The sequence below is a fragment of the Cysteiniphilum litorale genome (assembly GCF_003428165.1).
Classification (GTDB): Bacteria; Pseudomonadota; Gammaproteobacteria; order Francisellales; family Francisellaceae; genus Caedibacter; species Caedibacter litoralis.
This window is the reverse complement of the sequence record NZ_QLIQ01000071.1, coordinates 1-6,460: the sequence shown is the minus strand read 5'-3', so window position 1 is coordinate 6,460 and position 6,460 is coordinate 1. Positions and strand designations below refer to the sequence as shown.

Sequence of the window (6,460 nt, the reverse complement as noted above, 5' to 3'; positions counted from 1 at the left end):
CTACTTTAAGCTCAATATCTTTATGATAGCCAGATTCAGCTTTAAGCATCTCTATCCAATCAACAATAGCTTCATGCAAAGCCATTGTTTCTTTCGCCTCAGCCAGACTACTTAATCCTACTTTGATGGCGCAACGCTCAATATAAATATTGGCATCATTTGGTTTTGAGAATTTGCAGTTGAGATGACACAGCCAGGCTTTAATTTTCCCTGACTTGTTACGCGCCTTTGCTTTCTTCTTTGTTGCCAAAAATATTAACCTAATTAACCTACAAAGTTATATTATATATGACTTTGACCAAAATGAGTATGCTTAATCCTTTTTGCTAAAAGATCATTGATGGCTAACACAATCATTTCCTGTTTTGCGACCACGATTGTGGTTAAAAAAACGGAAAAATCTCCCTATCTTGAGAGTGTTGCGTTTAAAAAATCTAGCTGTATTCAGACCATTCTTCTAAAAGAGGACTTTTTCCCAATTCTTCATTTTGTTGTTGTAATTCCTTCAGTGAGTGCCCCGTTTTTTCAAGATATCTATCCATTACATCTTTACAAGTCATTTTATCGTCACCTTTCTCAATGATTCTAAGAAAATCAACGACGAGCTTATCACATTGATGTCTTTCTTCCATTGTCCTGAAAGTATTTGTAATATATTCATCAAGGTGACCAAAATCATCACCAGTTAATGCAGTTGGTCTTAAGTGCGACGCCATCTTCTCAATCCAATCATACATAAATTCATCAGCACGCTCTTTTTTAGTTGAGTCTTTCATGCGCTTATTTAAAGAATCAATATATTGTTGGCGTATTTCTTTAGCAAATCCGAATAATTTCTTCAAAGATACGTAACATGCATGAACATTACCTTTGTATCCAACATAAGATATAGAGTACCTATCAGGCTGAGATTCAATATCAAAAAGCTTAATTGGTTTTGTGCCGTAGATACAGGCTATCCCAAAAAATATAGGCTTTAAATCGATAAGCCAATCCACTGAAAAAGGGAGCAATTCAGAATGTGTTATTTCATCATCATCGTTATCAACAAGTTCTTTTTTTGATAAGGAAAATTCAAAAAAGGAAATGGTACGGGCAATCATGTAAGGTGGCATGCCAACATGAAGGCCTTTGAAGTAATCAACGGCATGCGCTTCGATTTCTTTTTTATAGTCGGTTGTTGACGTTTCCATATCGTAATTCAACATAGTATTAATGTTTATTAATGCTGTGTTTTTTTGTCGATTTCATTTTTAAGCTTAAGCACTGTATCAAGGTCAAGGCTAGTGTACTTGCCAACCATATCGACTGATAGTCCATCCACTAGCATATTACGCGCTGTTTCCTGTTTTTCAAGAAAGCGTCCTTTTTGCATACCCTGTTTTTCCCACTGCTGTGCTACCGTCATGACATCACCTTCTAAATCTGGTTTACTATCGATAATTCTATCATAAAATGCGTCAGTTTCCATATCCGAATATTGCGACATATAGCGAATCAAAATCTGTCGAGCAAAATGATCGTAAGCTTCAATCTGATTGATAGCAATGCCAAGCTTGCCATCAATATTCTTTTCTCTAATTGCTTTTAATATCAATTCAAAACCAGCAATGAAGCCATGTTCTAAAATTTCTTCGTCACTGTAACGGTTAAGATCGACAAATTGCGTAGTAAAAGCATATTTTTCAGCTAATACCTTATTGGCAAAATAATCATTGATGTTAAGACTATGACTAAATGGCTTTTGATTGGCGTAGTAAATAATTGATACCACTAAAGGCAAGTCTTTTGTTGTTTTGTGTCGCTTAATGTAGTCAAGCAAATAAGATGTTTGGTAATGGCGAGTACGAATAACAATCGTGCCATCGTCTCCTGTTTGAGACTCAATGTGTACAAAGACAGCGCCATTTTTACCGTCCTTGAATTTAAAGAGAAAAGTTAAGTCGGACTGCTCTTTAGTTTTCTTATTTGCTTTTTGTTGCTGACGAATATGCTCAACATTAGCTGATTCTAATATAACACTATCCCAGTCAATCAGGCTTGTAAGCTCGGCTGGCATGTAATTTTGCAGAAAAGAAATTGCAAAATCTCTATTACTGATTAAATCTTTAAACACCCCATCATGACGATCGGTCATTATTCTGTTTCCTCAACTTTTTTCTTAAGCGCTTCTTTGCCAAAGGGAACGGTTGCTGAAGGCACAAGCATAATCATCTCTTCATGGAAGCAAAGTTTATATAAATCAGTAATCATTTGTTTATAGTCAATATCTGTAGCAATGCCTTGTTGTTTTTTATCGATATAGTTTGATGCTATTTCTTGTAATTGCTGTGCTCCTTTTGACTGTGAATCTAAAGACACTGGTATAGAAGCTCCTGTTGACATTATGTAATCATCACAATCTATAAAGTTAGCAATCATTCCATACGCTAGACCATTTTCCTTGATTGTTTTATTGAAGCCATAATCAATTAAAAGATATTCCTTTGAAGTTAATATATCGCGTACCAAAACCGTATCATCACCCACAACATTAACAGCACGTACAAACTTAAACGATGCTTCTGAAAACTTTTTAAATTTTGCACAGTCAGACTCTGAGTACTCGTGCTTTAATTTCTTATATGCTCTTTGAATAGCAGAGTAACCATCCCTATTGTAATTGTATAAGCAATGGTCTACTAATACATTCATTTCATGTTCGGTATTGATCAATAATGAGCTATCACCCTGCAATAAGGACAATCGTTTAGCACACCTGAGCATATCTTCTTTCAAAATAAAAGTAATAGCCTGTTGGTATATCCTTTCTTTTCCTATTTTACGCATGCCATTATAATCAGTAATTATTTCAGCAGAAGCTCTCATAAATATAATTCCTTAATTTTCTTGAATGTATAATAACATGCTTTACTTTGAGGATATATGACCACATACCGTATATCTGGTATTGCATCTGACTTATTGAAATCCAGTATACCCGTTTATAAAACATAAATTATAATATGAGTTTTGAGACAGTTTTAACCATTGATTTAGCTGTTTTGTCGCCTGTATCACAAACGATCATTTGTAAGACAAGATTCTTTTAAAAACAAATAGATTTCTGACCATCACCAAAAGCATTATAATGGTGATAAGCGCAATAAATTATTACTTATTATGGATAACTTTGATCAAGTGATTAGCCCTTATTTAAAAAGACTATCATGGAACTATCAACTTAGTAATGAACACCTGCTTTATGATATTTTACAATCATCTGTGATGCAGCTAGATAGTGAACAAACTGAGTATATATGCGGAAATGACCATACATCTTATTTATTAAAGCTTTATATTCCTCAAGAAATTCTCCTAAAAATTGATCTGTCTCAAGAGCAAAAATATAAAGAGATGATGAAAACTGACCTACTTAAATGCACTGATTTAGGTTATTCTGTTAGAGAATTTAATTTTCTTCCTAAAGAAAATAAGCGGTATGAGAATTCAGATTATTTCTCGCTAAATAGTACAGTTAAATATTACGAAGACATTCCTTCAGTATGGAAAAAATCCGATTTAATCAGGTTGTTTATTAGCCATCGAGATAAAGACAAGTTAATCGCACACAAGATTGCTGAAAACATAGAAAATTACGGGGTACAATCATTTGTAGCTCATGAATCTATTGAAGCTAGTAAAAAATGGTGTGATGAGATTCTCAAAGGTCTAGAAACAATGGATATGATGCTATTGCTACTAACAGATGAATGCCAAAATAGTTGTTGGGTCAATCAAGAAATTGGTTATGCATTAGCGCGTGATGTACCAATTTTCATTGCCAAAGAAGGAAATACGGACGATCCAAAAGGTTTTATAAGTAGTCTGCAAGCTTGTAAATTTAACAGTTCAAATGGGATAGATGAGCTAAATATAAAAATATTTGAATTTATCTGTAAAAACTTCAAAAATAAATCTTGCTGGCAAAAGGCATGTATAATGAACTTTTTAAGCTCTAGAAGTTATTATGAGGCAAATGATAGACTTACCTTGCTTGAAAGCAACATTGAAAGTTTGTCTGAAGAAAATGAATTACTTATTATTGATGGGTATTCTCAGAATGATCAGTTATATAGTAGTACCCTTGTGAATAAAAACGATCGCATGGTAAATTTCCTCAAGAAAACTACAGGCAAAAATTTTATGATAAGTAAAAATAGCATAGTTGAAGTTAACATATCGCCAGAGCCTGATGACTTTGATTTTTAACTTTCTGGTATTGGCATCATAGCTCACCTAAAACGATCGTTTTATGATAGTTAAAATATGAACTTTGAAAATCAAATTTATCACATGATAGTATCAGTGTTTACGTTATACTTTTTCGTTACACTAAACTAATTACTGTGATTTTGCCATCATGCCTTCTCAATGCTTTTTATGTATTCTAACACTAACTGCAACTGTTCAGGAGGCATAATGCCAAGTTTATCAATAGCCTGTGCAGGAAGGGGGCTAAAGACACCAGTAGCTGACATGATGAGAATATTTCCTGAATTATATACTTCGCCATCAACGATGATTTCTGATTGTGTATGCTTTAAGTATTTTGCTGTAATCGTGTAGCTATCATCAAATTGTGCTGGATGGTGAAACTGGACTTCAATTTTTTTGGTCACGCAGACCATCTTAGCCAGAAGAACAGCCTCCCATCCCAGTATTTCATCCATAATGGTTGTTAAAATACCACCGTGTAGAATATTACCCCAACCGATGTGTCTCTCCAGTGGTTGAAACTGGGTGTAAATGGCTTTTCCATCGGTATAAAGTATCAGCTGCTTGTTAATGGGGCTGGTCTCACATTTACCAAAACAACCTCTTTGATGTTCGTGAGGTATCAGTTTTTTCAGTTCAGAAAAATTAATCATCAATTGCCTCACTGTTATGCTCATTTGAAACTTGAAAATCAGAAATCGACTCAATCCACAGTGATACTTCACTATTATGCGATGTTTCGATCTTAACGTGATTGCGGGCAATATTGATTACTTTGCCTGAAAAAGTCTTATCACCAATAATCGTAACAGTGACCTTATTATTATTTATTTTTGCCTGCTGAAGTTGCTGAGTCACATCCATTTTATACCTCTTGTCATAACTGCATTAACGCGCCACTATATTATTCATAGTTTGACCTGTTAAGCAATGTTATTCTATGTCATCTAAACAAGCTTTGTTATAGTGTTCATGCTGGATTAGTAAAGAACATTCGATCATTTATGTGGAAATTAGAAAAAACAGACGACAAAAAATACCCTTACCTGATTACCATTGAAAAATCAGAAAAAACCAATCTCAAACTGTTGGTGCAGAAAAAATGGCCATCAGATGATGAATCTATTTTTTGTGTTCGTCATGATGCTAAGCCAGACATTAACGCAATTGAGTTGGTTGAAGAGGATGAAATTAGTTCAGTCAGATGGTTAGAAGACCAAACTAAGGTCTCAATTAAACTCAATCGCACGACTAATCAGCAATGTGAATTTAGATTCGTCACAAAAAAATATAAAAACAAGCCAGGTGACTATGAGCAGATATTCTTCAAATCCAAGCCTGACGATAAGGGTGCTTCTGTCTGGCGTGTTGAGGAGACAAGCAGCGATAAGTTTCCTTACCGAGTAAGCATCATAGAAAAAGGCAACCCAACGCTGTCGCTTTTAACACAGGATAAATGGCCAGGTGCCAGTGGTAATATCTTTTGCATACGCGCCAATGAAAAACCAGAGATTATTTCTGGCAAGGTTATAGAGGAAGTGCCTGTTGTATTTGTCAAAAGAGTAGGCAAGCGTTTGTCTATCATGCTTGGTCGATCCGTAAAAAAAACGCTGCGAGTTTCTATTTTTGCGTAAGAAATATAAAACCAAAGATGGTGACTACGAGCAGATTTTCTTTAGAACGCAGCAGGGAATTAATCAGCACCGTACTCGTGGTAATTTAAGTTTACAGCCAAAACTGGCAGACCTTGAAGTGGTCATTGACAGTAATGAACGTTATCCTTGGAAATTTGGCGAGCACAACATTACAAGACAAAATCTGTCTGTTGATGATTATGCACTGATGCTTGATAATGAGATCGAAGCAATTGTCGAGCGTAAAACGTTTGATAATATGTTGTCAGACATCGCTAAAATTCAGGTTTTACACCAGCAACTAACAGAGTTATCAACCTACCGTCATGCGGCAGTGGTGATCGAGGCACAGTATGGTGATTTTCTCTCCAGTGATAAAATAGGTAAATATTCATCACCTGCTCATATGGGAAGGGCGCTTGCTGAGCTATCCGTCTTACACCCTAATTTACCGATTATTTATGCAGGTAATAGAAAAGAAGCAAATCACTGGTCCTTAAGGTTCTTTGAAGCAGTACTCAAAAAACATAATGACCCAACCAATGATGCTATTGCAACAGCAGTTGCTA

The 6,460-nt window shown here is 35.2% G+C and carries 9 protein-coding genes; 3 read left to right on the top strand and 6 right to left on the bottom strand.

Annotation, left to right across the window (positions count from 1 at the left end; genetic code table 11):
* The 4 genes from DNJ75_RS13980 to DNJ75_RS13965 form a co-directional block, all read right to left on the bottom strand.
* Window positions 1-250: hypothetical protein (locus DNJ75_RS13980; protein WP_157968369.1), on the bottom strand; the 250-nt coding region annotated here is incomplete at its 3' end.
* Window positions 251-434: 184 nt separating this feature from the next.
* On the bottom strand, window positions 435-1,193 hold the full coding sequence (locus DNJ75_RS13975) for a DUF7168 domain-containing protein (protein WP_117004058.1): 759 nt from the start codon (window positions 1,191-1,193) through the stop codon (window positions 435-437).
* Window positions 1,194-1,222: 29 nt separating this feature from the next.
* Complete coding sequence (locus tag DNJ75_RS13970; RefSeq protein ID WP_117004057.1) at window positions 1,223-2,137, bottom strand: Rpn family recombination-promoting nuclease/putative transposase; 915 nt, start codon at window positions 2,135-2,137, stop codon at window positions 1,223-1,225.
* Window positions 2,137-2,868 carry a hypothetical protein gene (locus tag DNJ75_RS13965; protein WP_117004056.1) on the bottom strand — a complete coding sequence of 244 codons (732 nt, stop codon included), beginning with the start codon at window positions 2,866-2,868 and terminating at the stop codon, window positions 2,137-2,139. The genes DNJ75_RS13970 and DNJ75_RS13965 overlap by 1 nt, the downstream gene beginning before the upstream one ends.
* 294 nt (window positions 2,869-3,162) lie before the next feature.
* Here DNJ75_RS13965 and DNJ75_RS13960 point away from each other — a divergent pair, with 294 nt between their 5' ends.
* A complete protein-coding gene (locus tag DNJ75_RS13960; protein ID WP_117004055.1) occupies window positions 3,163-4,251 on the top strand; it encodes a toll/interleukin-1 receptor domain-containing protein in 1,089 nt (362 codons plus the stop codon).
* Between the two features lie 149 nt (window positions 4,252-4,400).
* Here the strand turns inward: DNJ75_RS13960 and DNJ75_RS13955 are convergent, their stop codons facing one another.
* Together DNJ75_RS13955 and DNJ75_RS13950 are read right to left on the bottom strand one after the other, a co-directional pair.
* Window positions 4,401-4,910 (bottom strand): PaaI family thioesterase, encoded by a 510-nt coding sequence (locus tag DNJ75_RS13955; RefSeq protein WP_157968368.1) that lies wholly within the window; start codon window positions 4,908-4,910, stop codon window positions 4,401-4,403.
* Window positions 4,903-5,121, bottom strand: a complete 219-nt coding sequence (locus tag DNJ75_RS13950; RefSeq protein WP_117004053.1) for a hypothetical protein — start codon at window positions 5,119-5,121, stop codon at window positions 4,903-4,905. Before DNJ75_RS13950 ends, DNJ75_RS13955 begins: the two co-directional genes overlap by 8 nt.
* 140 nt (window positions 5,122-5,261) lie before the next feature.
* Here DNJ75_RS13950 and DNJ75_RS13945 point away from each other — a divergent pair, with 140 nt between their 5' ends.
* Together DNJ75_RS13945 and DNJ75_RS13940 are read left to right on the top strand one after the other, a co-directional pair.
* Window positions 5,262-5,891: a hypothetical protein gene (locus DNJ75_RS13945; protein WP_117004052.1), complete on the top strand. Its 630-nt coding sequence runs from the start codon at window positions 5,262-5,264 to the stop codon at window positions 5,889-5,891.
* The coding region (locus DNJ75_RS13940; RefSeq protein WP_188618954.1) for an ERCC4 domain-containing protein at window positions 5,884-6,460 on the top strand (577 nt) is incomplete at its 3' end. The genes DNJ75_RS13945 and DNJ75_RS13940, both read left to right, overlap by 8 nt.